Below are 14747 nucleotides of genomic sequence, written 5' to 3' on the forward strand. Positions count from 1 at the left end.
TCTGTTGGCGTGCTCAGGATTGTTTCACAGGCTGCACGGTGAGGACCTGCGGCGGTGTGGCATCAGCGGGATAGATCAAGCGAACGCGCACTTGCTTGCCTTCCCCTGGTTTGAGCATCACCTGTCCCAGGGACGATCCCTGCTGACCCTGGCGCAACACAAGATGCTGCGTCTGACGTCCCTGGGGAACACCCTCTGGATCCTCTAGACCCGTGGTCTGGATGGGCCCCCGGAACATGACCGGTCCGTTGAGGTCATCGCGGAAGCGCAGGAAGGAGGTTTGGCTGTTGCCTTTGAGGGGTGAATCCAGAGACAGTTGCAGCTTCACAGGGGCTGAACCGGTGTTCTTCAGGGGCAGGGTGAGGTCGTATTCCACCCCGTAGTTCCCATGGGCGGCCCAGGCTGTTCCGGGATAAAACCTCTCGAGCTCAGCGGTTTGAACCTGTTTGGTGGCGAGGGTTCCGCGTTCCAAACTGCTGATCGGCCATGAAATGGGTGCCTTAGGTGCGGCCAGAACATTGCTCCCTGGGTCGGTTAAGCGCGCCCGCCAGCTGCTGCCGATCTGAACACCGCTCACCCGTGAATAGATGATCTTGCCTTTGCTGCCCCGTGGGGTTGGTTGATGCTCCTTGCTGCTCAAGCGTCGGCTTTTCAGCAGCTGAAGCCAGTGCTGATCGTTCGGAGCCTGTCCATCGTTTCCATGGGCAGCCAGGGTGGCTATCGCCACGGGGGCGGAGCTGTGGAACCGCAGTTGCAGATTGCGACCATTCAGCAGTGGGTCGAGACCTGCGACTGGAATGGGCAACAGCATCAGCCGTGTGGGTGAGCCTGGAGGAAGGGTCCAGCGACGGCTGGAGAGTTCCGGTGCGCTTCGACTTGCCAACAGATCTCCGGCGACGCGGCTGCCAGGTCCAGCGGCCACAACCTCGGTGGTCTCCTGCATCAGGCTCGGCAAAGGGAGGAAGGGAGCTTGGGTTTGGCCTGGTTCCGTCGCTTGAGATAGTGAGGTGCTTCCCGAGAGCAGCTGCAGGGTCACCGGAGCGTCTTCCAGGGGAGCCGCCAGAACCGCCAGCCATAGAGTCGACGTTGGACTGCCTTCCGCATCACCGGCATAGACGTGGTGGCTGAACAGGTCAAAGCGGCCGTTGAGCACAACGGGAACGGACGCTGCATCCCCATCTGGAAATGTTGAAATCAGGATGCCGTCGTTCTGAATGAGTTCGGGGTTGTTGTCGTTCACCATCAACACGCTGTCGAGGGCTCCCGGTAAGGGGCGAACGCTCTGCTGACGCTCAATCACCTCTGCAGAGACGGGCATCGCCGCAACACTCACCCAAGCGGCGGAGAACAGAGCGGCGAGCTTCATGGTTTTGGAGGGGCAGGGTTGGGTTTCAGATGCGATGCCATGGCGGCGGATAGCTGACGAATCAGTTCCGTGGATCTGGGGTCGTTGAAGGGGCCTTTCACCAGAAATCCCGCCACAGCGCGTCTGCCGTCCGGCAGTTCAATCAGACCGGCATCGGCGTAGGCAAGTCCGATGTCACCGGTTTTGTTGTAGACGCGGTATCCCTTGCGGGCCAGGCTGTCGTCGGGTGCACCCTGAGCACCACCCAGGCCGCGCATCAAGCCCGTGGGTAGAAGGGTGTTGGTGACTGACGTCCCCATCACCTCGCGAAATAGATCCCGGCTTCGGGGACCTAGGACCTCGCCGCTATCCACCAAAGCGATGGCACGGCTTAGATCCCGTGCACTTGTGGTGTTGGTTCCATCGAGATCCGGCAGCCAGTTGTTTACAACGGTTGCTGGGAGGTCCAGCGCCTGAAAGCGGGCATTGATCTGCTCCATTCCCCCTGCCCTGGCAATCATCAGATTGGTGGCGGAGTTGTCGCTGACCCGGATCATTTCTGTGGCGACCTCATAGGTGGGGAAGCGGCTGCCCAGCGGTCGGGAGGCCATCCATCCGGCGCCTCCACCCACCAGCTCTTGGGTCAGCGTGAGGGGCTCGTTCCACTGAAGCGTTCCTTGGTCCAGCAGTTCCAGCACTGCCAGAAGGATCGGTGTCTTGATCGAACTGGCGGCTGGCATGGGGCGCTCCGCCTGCATGGCTGCAAAGCGACCGTCGTCCAGGACGAGCATGTAGGCGCTGGCCTGCAGATCGGTCTGTTGGTTGGCCAGTTCCACCCAGCGCTGGGACAAGGCCTTGATTTCCTGCTTTGGGGCAAATCGTGCCTGCTTAAGGACCTTCGCTGCTGCCGGCGCAAGCTTCTTGTCTTTCGAGGCCTCCTCAATGGTTTGGGGCTCCACGGCTTCACCGAGCAGCGTTGTGATCACCGCTTGATCGGCCAGCCAGCTGGGCAGTGGAATCTCCTGCTGCTGCACGCGCGGTGCCAGGAGTCTGAGGCCCGTGCCTGTGAGCAGTCCCAGGCCGACTCCCATCAACACAAGACGCAGGATGAGCCGAGCCGGCCCTCCCCAGCTTGCGGAGCGACGTGAAGAACGACTGTTGGTCAACCTTTCAGCCGTGACTATGCGGCAGAGATTAGGGGCGCTCGGTGCGGATGGCCCAGCGCAGTTGGCGCACCATGCCCCGCAGGAGAGCCACTTCCTCGGCGCGCACCGTCGCGCGTTGCAGCAGATCCTGCACTTTGGCCATGCGCGCTGAGGCGGTGTGCTCCAACAGAAAACCCGCCTCCAGCAGGAGGTCTGTTGCATCGTCCAGCAACGCTGACAGCGCTTTTGCGGCTGCCGGGTCAGGTGATGGGGGGGCGATGCTGCGAGCTTCTGTCTCCGCACTGTTGAGTCGGGCTAACTCATGCAGAACCACAGCCACGGCATGGGACAGATTCAGGGAGGGATAGGCCTCACCGCTCTGTAAACACAGAACTTTCTGGCAGAGCCTCAGCTCACTGTTGCTAAGGCCGCGGTCCTCCCTCCCGAACACGAGGGCCACGGGCGCCTTTGCGCTGGATGCGCTGCCATCGCTGGCCAACAGCCATCCAAGCGCCTGTTCAGGATCTTGTAGAGGAATTTCGCCGTGGTCCAGACGTCCGCAACTGCCTACGGCGCGTCGGCAGTCGTTGATGGCTGTGAGTAAGTCAGGAAACACCGCTGCGGCGTCAAGCAGCGATTGCCCGTGAACAGCCATTTGCACGGCCTGCTCGCAGAGATGGTCACAGCGGGGGGCAACGAGCCGCAGTTCGCTCACACCGAAATTGGCGCAGAGCCTGGCCACGCTTCCAATGTTCAGAGGGCCGGCAGGCTCGACCAGCACAACGACGGCGTTCAAGGCACCGGCTCAGCTGAGTGTGTGTAGGTAGGCCAGTAGGTCGGCCATCGATTGCGGCTCCATCTCAAAACTCGGCATGGGTGGTGTGTCGCCGCTGATGATCTGGTGAACCAAGGCTGGGTCCTTCACGTTGTTGCTGACGCCCTGCAGAGAAGGTCCGACCAGTCCTTGGCCGGCAAGACCGTGACAGCCCGCGCAGTTGATGCGGAACAGCTGGCCGCCGTGGTCAACGGCACCTTGCAGTTCAAGGCTGGCCTTGATGTAGGGATCTCGCTGGGCACTCCCAAGAACCCAGAGCACCAGTACGACGCAAGCGGTCGCGGCCGAGACCACAAGAGCGGCGATCAGGCCGCGCCCTCGATCGGCCGAATCAGCTGATGCTGATTCGGCCGCAATTCGTGACGGCTGGACCACAGACCTTGAGTTCCAATGAGAGAATTCTGCTCAATTCTGATTGCTGACGCGACACCATGATCGAACCTCTGCTCTGCGGCATCGTTCTTGGTTTGATTCCCGTCACCCTGATGGGTCTGTTTGTGGCGGCTTGGAACCAGTACCGCCGCGGTGGCAGCGCTCTGGGGGGCTGAGCAGCAGCACGCCGCTGATGCCGTAGCGGCGCTGATCAAGAACAGACCAGCCTGAGCCCGGTACGGGATTCAGGTTTGATCTGTGTTCGCAAACCACTAGAGAGTCCTGGTGAAGCCAATTCCCTTGGGCGATCGCATCAAGGCCCGGTTCATAGAGGCCTTGGTCGTAGGGAGGGTCGAAGTAGACGATGTCGAAGGGGTCTTTGCTCCATCCTCTGCGCAGCCATCCGATCAGTTCTCGACGTTCTGTGAGCACTTCGGGCGTCGGTGAACAACCAGCTGCAACCGTGCTGAGGTTGGCGCGAGTGATTCGGATGCACTGCGGGTCTTGGTCGACGGCCACCACGCAGCGTGCACCCCGTTGCAGCGCCTCGCAGCCCATCACCCCACTGCCGCTGCATAGATCCAGCCAGCGGCAATCTTGCAAGCGCGGCGCGAGGATGTTCATCACCGCCTCACGGACTCGGGAGGTGGTGGGTCTTGTGGCGCGTCCTCCAGGGCTTTGCAGACGTCGACCGCCGCTGAGCCGAAGTTGCCCGCCACCGCTCATCGGATGGGCTCGGCCCCGCGCTGCAGCCAGGTCAACCAGCGTCGCAGCATTTGTTCTCCGGCATCTGACGACTTCTCCGGATGGAACTGACAGGCTCCCAACCGGCCTTTCCAGACAACAGCAGTGACCTCCTGATCGCCGAAGGCGGCCGTGGCTTTCAAGTCATTCCGATCGGTGGGAACTGCGGCGTAGCTATGGACGAAATACACCCATTCAGAGGGGATTTCGCTGTTGAGCAGTGGGCAATTGCCGTGATGCCTTAACGGGGCCCAGCCCATGTGGGGGATCCGTTCGCCGCTGCCACGGGGGAGACGTTTCACCCTTCCGGCCAGGAGACCGAGGCCGGGATCGCTTCCTTCGTCGCTGTGTTCGAACAGCAGCTGCAGGCCGAGACAGATCCCAAGCAAGGGGCGATTGTCATGACCCCAGCGCAGCAAGTGGGGCACTAGCCCTGTGGCCCTGAGGTTGGCCATGGCGGGATCAAAAGCCCCTACCCCAGGAAGGATCAGAGCATCAATGCCATCGAGCTGGTCAGCGTCTTTGATCAGCCTGCAGCTTTCACCAAGACGCTCTAGGCACTTCTCCACTGAGTGGAGATTGCCCATGCCGTAATCGATCAACCCGAGGTTCAGACTCAACCGATCTCTCCGATCTGGAGACAGATTCAGAGGTATTTGGAGATGGTGCCCGACAGGGTTGCCTTGGGAACAGCGCCCACAACCGTGTCGACCTTCTGGCCGCCCTTAAACACCATCAAGGTTGGAATGCTGCGGATTCCGTACTGGCTGGCGACGTTGGGATTTTCGTCAGTGTTGAGCTTGAAGACTTTGATCTGTCCGTCAAATTCTTTGGCAATTTCCTCGACGATCGGAGCCACCATCCGGCAGGGTCCACACCAGGGCGCCCAGAAGTCGACAAGAACCGGCACGTCGCTCTGGAGTACGTCCTGCTCGAAGGAAGCATCGGTAACGGCAGCGGCGCTAGACATATGAGCAGGAAGATTTAGGGAGAATTTAGCAACCGTTTCGAGCGAAAACACGCCCCTTCCCTGTCAAGAAGGGAACTTGTGACAGTCGCTCTCCATAAAGAGTAAAAGCCCGATCGCGCCGGGCTGGGGGGTGTGAGGAGTGTGTGGGCCTAAGCCCGCACACGCTTCAGCCTAGCTCTGCTCTATTTGCCCATCCCGAGGTGCTGGGCCTTTTGGTAAACCTTCCCTTCCGTCAGCAATGAAGGCGCAACGACCACCTCGACCTGCTGCATTTCTTCGATGGTCCGGGCGCCAAGGGTTCCCATGGATGTTTTGAGACACCCCAACAAGTTGTGGGTTCCGTCGTCCAACTTGGCAGGGCCGCGGAGAATGCGTTCGATGCTTCCTGTGCTCCCAACATTGATGCGGGTGCCACGAGGCAGCACTGGGCTTGGCGTTGCCATCCCCCAGTGGAAGCCCCGGCCGGGGGCTTCGTCCGCACGGGCAATGGGCGATCCAATCATCACCGCGTCGGCCCCGCAGGCGATGCATTTGCAGATGTCACCACCGGTCACGATGCCACCGTCAGCAACGATCGGTACATAGCGACCGCTCTCCTTTTCGTAGTCGGCCCTGGCGGCCGCGCAGTCTGAAACCGCTGTTGCCTGTGGAATTCCGACACCGAGAACGCCGCGGGAGGTGCAGGCGGCACCCGGTCCGATTCCCACCATCACGCCCGCCGCACCAGCACGCATCAGTTGCAGGGCTACGTCATAGGTGACGCAGTTGCCGATCACCACGGGGACGCCCATGTCGCGACAGAGGGCTTTTAGATCAAGGGTCTCCTGGCCTTCAGGACCGATGTGATCCGTCGAAACCACGGTGGCCTGCACAAAGAACAGATCGGCTCCTGCTTCGGCGATGGCCTTGCCGAAACGCAGAGCAGCTACCGGGGTTCCGCTCACGGCGGCAATGCCTCCTTGGGCCTTGATGTCTTGGATGCGTTTGCGGATCAGTACTTCTTGAACCGGTTGGCTGTAGATCTCCTGCATCAGTGGGACGAATTCGTCCTTCCCGACGGCTGCGATGCGATCCAGAACCTGGTTGGGGTCTTCATATCGGGTTTGCACCCCCTCCAGATTGAGAACGCCAAGGGAGCCGAGCTGGGACAGACGGACGGCCATGTCCACATCCACCACGCCGTCCATGGCGCTGGCGATGATGGGGATCTCCCGCTCGATGCCCCCGAGTTTCCAACGGGTGTTTGTGACCTCGGGGTCAACCGTGCGACCCCCAGGCACCAGAGCGATTTCATCGATTCCGTAGGCCCGGCGAACGGTCTTTGAGCGTCCGAGCTGAATGTCCACCGCGCGACTTAATGAAGTCTGATCAAGCTACCAATCGGGATGATCGCTTCAGCTCGAGCGGCCCGTGATACGGCTCCAGGTTGACCGGGTGGCCGTGATGAATTTGTCCCGGTCGCTGTTCCTGATCAAGTTGCGAAGAGCAAAATTCATCAACCAGATCAGGCCGGCGAGCTCAAGAAGGCCTGGAGCCAGAGGAAGGCTGTCAATGGTGTTGAGCACACCGGAGTACACCTTCGCCACCAGGGCGAAGGCAATCAACCCTCCAATCACCCGCAGCGGCAACTGGGCTTTGGTCCAGAGCTGAGCAAGATCGTTCTGCTCCACCCAGGCTTTGGCCTTGCCCACCAGCAGCTCCCATTCACCTCCGTCTTGATCTGAGCCGTCCTGATCTGAAGCGTCCTGCGCAGGGATGGAGACGGTGGACGCGATCACAGGGTCCGGCGTAGGCGCGGGGGTTGGTGCCGGTGCTGGCGTGGGCTCAGGTGTTGGTGCTGGCTCCGGACTATTGACGGGAGTAGGAGCAGGAGTTGGCGTGGGGTCGCTGCCTGGGGTTTCGGCTTCAGGGCGAGGCTCGTCGACAGGACCCATCACGTCAGTGCAAAGCGGTTGGGATTTTATCCGGAGTTTTCCTGTTGCTTCCACTGTCCGAGATAGACTGTTAAAGGACGTCTGATGCACGTATGACGGATTCTGTGGGGCCTGTCGGCGGCGGTCCTGGCGGTTCCGACGATCGGATTATTCAGACGGACCTACGCAACGAGATGTCGCGCTCCTATTTGGAGTATGCGATGAGTGTGATCGTGGGCCGGGCGCTGCCCGATGCCCGCGATGGTCTCAAGCCCGTGCATCGACGGATCCTTTACGCGATGTATGAGCTGGGCCTCACCAGCGACAGGCCATATCGCAAATGCGCCCGTGTGGTGGGCGAGGTGCTCGGTAAATATCACCCCCACGGCGACACCGCTGTGTACGACGCCCTGGTGCGGATGGCCCAGGACTTCTCCATGTCGATGCCCCTCATCGATGGGCATGGCAATTTCGGCTCTGTGGACAACGATCCACCGGCCGCCATGCGGTACACCGAATCGCGGTTGCGGGCGCTGACCACCGACAGCCTGCTGGAGGACATCGAGGCTGAGACGGTTGATTTCGCCGACAATTTCGACGGTTCCCAGCAGGAGCCAACCGTGCTTCCCGCCCGGATCCCGCAACTGCTGCTGAATGGTTCGGCGGGCATCGCCGTGGGCATGGCGACGAACATTCCGCCCCACAACCTCAATGAGCTGATTGATGGCTTGCTCGCGTTGATCGCGAACCCGGAGATCACCGATCAGGAGTTAATCCAGCTGATCCCTGGCCCCGATTTCCCCACCGGCGGTCAAATCCTCGGTCGTGATGGCATCCGCGACACCTATCTGGGTGGCCGCGGCTCGGTGACGATGCGCGGCGTGGCAAACATTGAAACGCTTGAGGTGCCGGGGCGCCCCGATCGCGATGCCGTGATCATCACGGAACTTCCGTACCAAACCAACAAAGCGGCACTGATTGAGCGCATCGCCGAGCTGGTTAACGACAAAAAGCTCGAAGGGATTTCCGACATCCGCGATGAAAGCGACCGCGATGGCATGCGGATCGTGGTGGAACTGCGCCGTGACGCCTACCCGCAGGTGGTGCTGAACAACCTGTTCAAGCTCACCCCTCTGCAAGCCAACTTCAGTGCCTACATGCTGGCGCTGGTGAACGGCGAGCCGATCCTGCTCACCCTGCGAAAGATGCTCGAGGTGTTCCTCGACTTCCGGGTCGAGACGATTGAGCGCCGCACCCGCTACCTGCTGCGCAAGGCCGAAGAGCGCGACCACATCCTGCTGGGCCTGCTGCTTGCCCTCGATCAGCTGGACCCGATCATTGCCTTGATCCGGGCCGCTCCCGATACGGCAACTGCACGCCAACAGCTGCAGGAACGCCATGGCCTCTCGGACATCCAAGCCGACGCGATTTTGCAGATGCAGCTGCGTCGTCTCACCGCCCTTGAAGCCGACAAGATCCGTCTTGAACACGAGGATCTGGTCACCAAGATCGCCGACTACAAGGACATCCTTAGCCGGCGTGAGCGGGTGTTCGGCATCATCCAGGACGAGCTCGGTCAGCTGCAGGAGCGCTACCCCATCCCTCGTCGCACGGAGATCCTTGACCTCGGCGGTGGGCTCTCCGACATCGATCTGATCGCCAATGAGCGTTCGGTGGTGCTGCTCACTGAGACCGGTTACCTCAAGCGGATGCCGGTGAGCGAATTTGAGGCCACCAGCCGCGGCACCCGCGGCAAGGCCGGAACCCGCAGCCAGGGTGAGGATGCGGTGAAGCTGTTCATCAGCTGCAACGACCACGACACCTTGGTGCTGTTCAGCGACCGCGGTGTGTCGTACGCGCTTCCCGCCTACCGCGTGCCCCAGTGCAGCCGCACGGCAAAGGGCACCCCGGTGGTGCAGCTGTTGCCGATTCCCCGGGAAGAGGCGATCACCACGTTGATTCCGGTGTCGGAGTTCAGCGACGACACCGATCTGCTGATGCTTACGCGAGGTGGCTTCATCAAACGCACCCGCCTTTCGGCCTTCAGCAGCATCCGCTCCAATGGTCTGATCGCCATCAACCTGGAGGAAGGCGATGCCCTCACCTGGGTGCGCCTGGCGGTGCCCGGCGACAGCGTCTTGATCGGCTCCAAAGCCGGGATGACCATCCACTTCCGCCTCAGTGATGAGGAGTTGCGGCCCCTGGGCCGTACGGCCCGCGGCGTGCGGTCGATGAACCTGCGCGATGGCGATGCCCTGGTGAGCATGGATGTGCTTCCGGTGGAACTCGCCGATCAGGTGGCCGCCAGCGCAGAGGAAGAAGAGGATGCCGCCACCGAGGGGCCCTGGGTGCTCGTGGCATCGGCTTCGGGTCTGGGCAAGCGGGTGCCGGTGACGCAATTCCGCTTGCAGAAGCGGGCCGGCATGGGCCTGCGGGCGATGAAGTTCCGCACCGAGGCCGATCAGCTAGTGGGCCTGAGCGTGCTCGGTGCCGGTGAGGAATTGCTCCTCGTCAGCGAGAAGGGGGTGATCGTGCGCACCAGCGCCGATGCCATTCCCCAGCAGTCGCGGGCTGCCACGGGTGTTCGTCTACAGAAGCTGGACAAAGGTGACCGGCTGCTCAAGGTGGTGCTGGTGCCGCCAGAAGCTGAAGACGAATCTGCTGACGACGACACCACTGCATCGGAAGACACCGGATCAGACGCGCAGGACAGCTGACCTTGGCTGAGCCGGTGGATGTGCTGGTGCTGGGGGGCGGTCCTGCCGCCCTTTGCATCGCTTCTGAACTGAATCAACGGGGAGTGGCTGTTGCCGGCATCGCTCCCGAACCGGTCGACGCTCCTTGGCCAAACACCTACGGCATCTGGGCCGATGAACTCAAAGCGGTGGGGCTCGAGCAGCTGCTGGAGCACCGCTGGAAAGACACCGTCAGTTATTTCGGCGCAGGCGGCACAACGGCTCAGGATCAGAGCTATGGCCATGGAATTGACTACGGATTATTCGATCGGGCTGCCTTACAGCACTACTGGCTGGCGCGGGCTCAAGGGGTGACATGGCGTCAGGACAGCGCAGAACGTGTGGAGGTGAGTGGACCAACAACCAGCGTCAGCTGTGCATCGGGAACCACGTTGACGGCGCGCTTGGTGATCGATGCCTCCGGCTCCCGCACACCCCACATTCGCCGCCCCGATCAGGGGCCGGTGGCGGGCCAGGCGGCCTACGGCGTGGTGGGGCGCTTCTCTAAACCGCCGATCGAGCCAGGTCGCTTTGTGTTGATGGACTACCGCTGCAATCACCTCAGCGAAGCGCAGCGCCGTGAACCGCCCACCTTTCTCTATGCGATGGATTTTGGTGATGGGGTGTTCTTCGTGGAAGAAACCTCACTCGCTTTGGCACCGGGTGTTCCCTACGAGGTGCTCAAGCAACGGCTGCAGCAGCGCTTGGATCAGCGGGGCGTGGAGATCACCGAGGTGATCCATGAAGAGTTCTGCCTCTTCCCGATGAACCTGCCGTTGCCCGATCGCAGTCAGCCGGTGCTGGCTTTCGGTGGAGCGGCGAGCATGGTGCATCCGGCTTCGGGCTACATGGTGGGATCGCTGCTGCGGCGGGGCCCTGATCTGGCCCAGGCGATTGCCGAAGCCCTTGCCAATCCCGCCCTGGGATCAGCGGCCTTGGCGCAACGGGGATGGCAGGCGCTCTGGCCATTGGAACTGGTGCTACGCCATCAGCTCTATCAGTTCGGGCTGGGCCGGTTGATGGGATTCAACGAAGCGTTGTTGCGCACCCACTTCGCCACCTTCTTTTCCTTGCCGCGGGACGACTGGTTTGGTTTCCTCACCAACACCCTGCCGCTGCCGCGCTTGATGGGAGTGATGCTGCGCTTGTTTGCCCTTTCGCCCTGGGAATTGCGGCGGGGGTTGGTGTTGGGGGCGGCCCCAGCTCAATCGCCGACCTGGGTTCGAACAAATCATTAGCTCATTTTGTGGATGCAAATATTTTTGATGCATGTCAATTCATTTATCTTCTTAATCAATAGAGCTGAGACCTTTCTCGGCTGATATATTTTCTTTAGAATAGGTAATTTGTTTTTGGCAAAGATCTCTGCCGAAATTCATTCATTGTCGTGGCCGGATAGCGAACCTAGGCTGGCCTTGTGTCAAGATCGAGTTTTTGAGAAATTTAGATTTCCACTGATACGGCATTCTCTCCGTGCAGATCATTCTCAATGGATGGATGGGGTTCTTAGAGATACAAAAGCGGATGTTATATTATTTGTTGATAATGATTGTTTTCCTTTAAAGCGCGAAGCTGTAAGGAGTGCAATTGGCTTTGCTGCGAATCGCCGATCTTTTCTTGGTCTTGCACAGGCATCCAACCATATCAATCACGGTCAACATATTTTTGCTGCTCCAGCGTTTCTTGCTATTAGCCGAGTTGGATGGATCAGCATGGGTCGACCCAGTTGCTCTCCGACAGTGCGAGGTGACGTGGCTGAGGAATTAAGCTGGCGTGCTGAAGAAATTGGGTTGCGGTATAGGGCTTGGTATCCAAGATTTTTTCATCATTATTCGTCTGAAGGGGAGTGGAGCCTCGGAAATTACGGTTATTTTGGTATAGGTACTATTTATCAAGACTTGGTTTTCCATTTATTTCAAGGTCGTTTAAATGAAAACGTAGCTCTATTTGAAAAAGTATCCAATGCGGTGGTGAATAATGATTTATCTCTTAAAGACTTTCGAAGTTGTGTTGTCTGAAGTCAAAAATTAGTGAGGGGAGGATTGTTCGTTTCTTGGTTCGCCGGCTAATCTTGTGTCTACTGTGTATCGATACTTGTTGTTTCTTTCGAAGAAGGGTATAAGGATTTCTTCAATCCAGTCGTCTATTTCGTTCGTAGTCATAAATGCATTTAAAACATACTGTAGAGCCTTGAGGTCTTGTGGTCTGCTAAGGACGCTCAGCCTGCGGCGGAGGAAGCATTCGAATAGACGTGTTGCTAAAATTGATTCAGTGCTGGAGTCCTGAATAGAGCTTTTATATTGATCTTTGAGGCAAATGCTGGTCAAAAATGGTAGCGATATTTTTACCCGTATCTGTCCTTTGTATATAAGACTGCGAATGAAATTGTCGATTGGGATTCTTGCTCTGGAGGCTTCTTGGAATCCATGCTTTAGAAGCGATCTTACATGGGGTATATGGTCTTTATGGATGAGCCATGAAGAGGTGCAGCCGCTATAGCCCTTATCCTTGACTAAGAATATTTTGTTAGATTTTTTAGCCTCAGTTGAAATTGATTTGAGCTGGCTAAAATTCTGTTTGCCGACCCACATGTCTGTGAAATAAATATGCGCGGTTCCGGCTTTGACGGGTAGATTCTCTGCCCATCGAAAGAATTGATCGCTAATTACAGCATCGTCTTCTAGTAAATGAATATAGTTGCCCTTGATGTTTTTGGTGTCATCTAAAATGCTCAAAACAGATTGCCAGAGACCATGTTCTCCTTTGCTGAGTCCTCGCCTCTCGAGTTTTCTGTCTGATCCGCGGATAGCTGTGAAGAATTGGTAATTATGAAATTGTTTTAAACTTTTTAGGTTATTGTAAATATTCTGTTGCCGCGACTTTGCCTCAATGAGGCTGATTATTCGACCTTCAATTGATGCCATCTTTTCCTTGGTTGTTGGCCTTCATTTTCCAGAAATAATAGTGCTTTGTTGGATGAGTTTGTGCGCGATAATTAAGTCTGAGATTAAAGCTTGGGTTCTATTGCTAATGAAATTTTAATTAGCGATTTTGGCCCAGTCTAATGGCTGAATAAGCGGGAACAGGCGGTCATCCATCTGCACCTCTTCGAGCCAGCCCTCTGCCAGTTCGATGCTGCCGTCGATCGCCTGCATCAGCTGCCAGAAGCGACCCAGGTGTCGCTGAACCCGGTCTCTGGCCAGTTCGGTGGTGGTGCCGGCCCGGAGGATGAAGCTCCAGTCGGAGGACTGCGCCAGCAACAGTTCTCGCGCGGCCTGCTGCAGCCACTGCATGGCCTGCTCGCTGCCCACCCCGCGGCTGCAGCGCTGCACCATTGCTGCGCTGGCCCGTTCCCACTCCGGGATGATCCAGGCGTTGCTGTCGTTCAGCCAGTAGTCGTGATAGCCCCCTTGTCCCCAGCTTGAGGGGGAGGGGTCACAGAGCTGGAGCTGGCCAACGCTGTTCAACACGTCGCGCAGCCGGGTGAAGCTCACCCCCTGCTGAGGAGCCTGCTGAAACAGCTGGCTCAGAAATGCTGGCCCTTCAAACCACCAGTGGCCGAAGAGTTCGGCATCGAAGGGGGCCACCAGCAGTGGGGACACATCCATGGCACGGTCGAGCTGATCCAGCTGCCGCCGGCGGCCCTGGAGGTAATCGGCTGCATGCTCTTTCACCCGTTCAGCCGCCACCCCCGGTTCATAGGGCTGTTTCCGGTCCAACGGTGCACTGTGATCGGTCACCCGATGCAGCTTCATGCCGAGCGGGCGCGGTTGGTCGAGGCCCAGTGGCTTCAGCTCTTCGATGGGCAGGTCCCAGCCCAGATCGCGATGGAACTCCCGGTAGTGGGGATCGCCGGGGTAACCGTCCTTGGCGGACCAAACCGGCAGGGTTGCATCACTGTCACGCCCGAAGAAGGCCACCCCATTACGGCTGCAGATCGGGGCGTACACCCCGTAGCGGGGCCGGGGCCGGCCATGCAGCAGCCCATGGCCGTCCAGCACGGCATAGCGGAGCCCGGCATCGCGCATCCAGCGATCCAGCCCTTCGTAATAGGCGCATTCAGGCAACCAGACCCCCAGAGGCGATTCCCCGACGAGGCGCTGGTGTTCCCGCACCGCGGTGCGCAGTTGACCGCGCACCGCTTCCGGGTGATGGCGCAGCAGGGGGAGGTAGCCATGGGTTGCGCCGCAGGTGAGTAGATCGACCACCTCCTGGCGCTGAAGGGCTGCGAAACGCTGGATCAAGTCACCATCGCAGTCCTGCCATGCCGCTTTGTGTCGCTTGATGGCCGCCGCCAGATGCTCGGCGCCATCGCGGAGCGCAGGATCCGCCTTCGGCAGCAGCGCGAGCCTCTCGTTCAGCCACTGGGGAAAGCGCTGCTTGAGGTCTTGATCACTCAGCAGCGATAGCAGCGTCGGCGATAAGCCGATGGTGAGTTTGGGGTGTTGCTCTGGGTCTGCGCTGGCCTGTTCCAGCGCTTCGAGCAGGGGCAGGTAACACTCAATCAGTGCCTGGAAAAACCAGTCCTCTTCCAGAGAGCCTGGTTTTGCCGATCGCACGTAGGGCAGATGGGCATGCAACACCAGGGCGACAGCGCCTTTGGTCACGAACAAGCCCAAACGGTGGCTGAATTTAATCCGATTCCATCTCCATGCCTGAACTAAGATGAGTTAACTCATAGTCATTCC

The 14747-nt window shown here is 59.1% G+C and carries 14 protein-coding genes and 1 pseudogene; 4 read left to right on the forward strand and 11 right to left on the reverse strand.

All coding sequences use genetic code 11. From position 1 onward, the window contains the following. Nucleotides 1–13: 13 nt before the first annotated feature. From NCN06_RS10390 to NCN06_RS10405, 4 genes are read right to left on the reverse strand one after another with little or no spacing between them, the layout of a single operon-like run. Nucleotides 14–1366: a DUF3370 domain-containing protein gene (locus NCN06_RS10390; RefSeq protein WP_226398863.1), complete on the reverse strand. Its 1353-nt coding sequence runs from the start codon at nucleotides 1364–1366 to the stop codon at nucleotides 14–16. Beyond that, on the reverse strand, nucleotides 1363–2511 hold the full coding sequence (locus NCN06_RS10395; RefSeq protein WP_250398907.1) for a serine hydrolase: 1149 nt from the start codon (nucleotides 2509–2511) through the stop codon (nucleotides 1363–1365). The genes NCN06_RS10390 and NCN06_RS10395 overlap by 4 nt, the downstream gene beginning before the upstream one ends. Nucleotides 2512–2539: 28 nt before the next feature. Then, nucleotides 2540–3286, reverse strand: a complete 747-nt coding sequence (locus NCN06_RS10400) for an RNA methyltransferase (RefSeq protein WP_226398861.1) — start codon at nucleotides 3284–3286, stop codon at nucleotides 2540–2542. 9 nt (nucleotides 3287–3295) lie between these two features. Next, a complete protein-coding gene (locus NCN06_RS10405; RefSeq protein WP_226398860.1) occupies nucleotides 3296–3700 on the reverse strand; it encodes a c-type cytochrome in 405 nt (134 codons plus the stop codon). A gap of 56 nt (nucleotides 3701–3756) precedes the next feature. Between NCN06_RS10405 and petG the strand changes: the two genes are divergently transcribed. Then, nucleotides 3757–3873: a cytochrome b6-f complex subunit V gene (gene petG / locus NCN06_RS10410; RefSeq protein ID WP_071823076.1), complete on the forward strand. Its 117-nt coding sequence runs from the start codon at nucleotides 3757–3759 to the stop codon at nucleotides 3871–3873. A gap of 16 nt (nucleotides 3874–3889) precedes the next feature. Here the strand turns inward: petG and rsmD are convergent. From rsmD to NCN06_RS10435, 5 genes and pseudogenes are all read right to left on the reverse strand, one after another. Continuing rightward, nucleotides 3890–4423, reverse strand: a pseudogene (gene rsmD / locus NCN06_RS10415) (16S rRNA (guanine(966)-N(2))-methyltransferase RsmD); the annotation flags it as partial. After that, nucleotides 4420–5061: an imidazole glycerol phosphate synthase subunit HisH gene (gene hisH / locus NCN06_RS10420; RefSeq protein ID WP_226398859.1), complete on the reverse strand. Its 642-nt coding sequence runs from the start codon at nucleotides 5059–5061 to the stop codon at nucleotides 4420–4422. The gene hisH and the pseudogene rsmD, both read right to left, overlap by 4 nt. Nucleotides 5062–5087: 26 nt before the next feature. After that, nucleotides 5088–5411, reverse strand: coding sequence for a thioredoxin (gene trxA / locus NCN06_RS10425; protein ID WP_006851354.1), 324 nt, complete (start codon nucleotides 5409–5411; stop codon nucleotides 5088–5090). Nucleotides 5412–5593: 182 nt separating this feature from the next. Further along, entirely contained in the window at nucleotides 5594–6757 is a 1164-nt protein-coding gene (locus tag NCN06_RS10430) for a GuaB3 family IMP dehydrogenase-related protein (RefSeq protein WP_226398858.1), read from the reverse strand. A gap of 48 nt (nucleotides 6758–6805) precedes the next feature. Beyond that, a complete protein-coding gene (locus tag NCN06_RS10435; protein WP_226398857.1) occupies nucleotides 6806–7345 on the reverse strand; it encodes a CAAD domain-containing protein in 540 nt (179 codons plus the stop codon). Between the two features lie 92 nt (nucleotides 7346–7437). Between NCN06_RS10435 and gyrA the strand changes: the two genes are divergently transcribed. The 3 genes from gyrA to NCN06_RS10450 all read left to right on the forward strand — a co-directional run bounded on the left by gyrA (nucleotide 7438) and on the right by NCN06_RS10450 (nucleotide 12077). After that, a complete protein-coding gene (gene gyrA / locus NCN06_RS10440; RefSeq protein ID WP_226398856.1) occupies nucleotides 7438–10041 on the forward strand; it encodes a DNA gyrase subunit A in 2604 nt (867 codons plus the stop codon). Nucleotides 10042–10043: 2 nt separating this feature from the next. Continuing rightward, nucleotides 10044–11297 (forward strand): lycopene beta cyclase, encoded by a 1254-nt coding sequence (gene crtL / locus NCN06_RS10445; RefSeq protein ID WP_250398908.1) that lies wholly within the window; start codon nucleotides 10044–10046, stop codon nucleotides 11295–11297. Between the two features lie 255 nt (nucleotides 11298–11552). Further along, nucleotides 11553–12077 (forward strand): hypothetical protein, encoded by a 525-nt coding sequence (locus NCN06_RS10450; RefSeq protein WP_226398854.1) that lies wholly within the window; start codon nucleotides 11553–11555, stop codon nucleotides 12075–12077. A gap of 9 nt (nucleotides 12078–12086) precedes the next feature. Here NCN06_RS10450 and NCN06_RS10455 read toward each other — a convergent pair whose 3' ends face one another. Beyond that, the gene (locus tag NCN06_RS10455; RefSeq protein WP_250398909.1) at nucleotides 12087–12983 is read right to left on the reverse strand and encodes a glycosyltransferase family 25 protein; all 897 of its coding nucleotides are present in this window, start codon (nucleotides 12981–12983) and stop codon (nucleotides 12087–12089) included. A 114-nt stretch (nucleotides 12984–13097) separates the two neighbouring features. Beyond that, nucleotides 13098–14666: a glycoside hydrolase family 57 protein gene (locus NCN06_RS10460; RefSeq protein WP_226398852.1), complete on the reverse strand. Its 1569-nt coding sequence runs from the start codon at nucleotides 14664–14666 to the stop codon at nucleotides 13098–13100. Nucleotides 14667–14747: the final 81 nt, after the last annotated feature.

Origin of the sequence: Synechococcus sp. MU1648, assembly GCF_023630615.1 — a bacterium.
In the GTDB taxonomy this organism is placed as follows: Bacteria; Cyanobacteriota; Cyanobacteriia; order PCC-6307; family Cyanobiaceae; genus Parasynechococcus.